The sequence below is a fragment of the Reichenbachiella sp. MSK19-1 genome, from assembly GCF_003590315.1.
GTDB lineage: Bacteria > Bacteroidota > Bacteroidia > Cytophagales > Cyclobacteriaceae > Reichenbachiella > Reichenbachiella agariperforans.
In genome coordinates this window covers 1-338 of the sequence record NZ_MIER01000010.1, presented here as the reverse complement: position 1 = coordinate 338, position 338 = coordinate 1, and the positions used below count along the sequence as shown (strand labels likewise).

Genomic DNA, 338 nt, shown 5'->3' with positions numbered 1-338 from the left:
TAACTTGGCTCGCCGTAATCACTGTTCCAACGGCTGGGGATTGTGTGATCGTAGCAGTTCCGCAATTGTCAGCGGCAGTTGCTATAGTCGTGTAATCCAACAGTGTATATTCACAGCTCGCGTCGAAACTCACATTCTGATCTGCAGGACAAGTGATCGTAGGTTTCGTGTCATCCGATGGGATCACGTTGAAGGTACAAGTCTCCGTGTTGCCTGCACCATCTGTGGCGGTCAGTGTGATAACTTGGCTCGCAGTAACCACTGTTCCAACGGCTGGGAATTGTGAGACTGTGGCTGTTCCACAGTTGTCAGCGGCAGTTGCCAAAGTCGTGTAATCC

General features: G+C 50.9%; 1 protein-coding gene. It reads right to left on the bottom strand.

The window, feature by feature from the left end:
• The coding region (locus BGP76_RS20295; RefSeq protein WP_370453786.1) for a hypothetical protein at window positions 1–338 on the bottom strand (338 nt) is incomplete at both ends.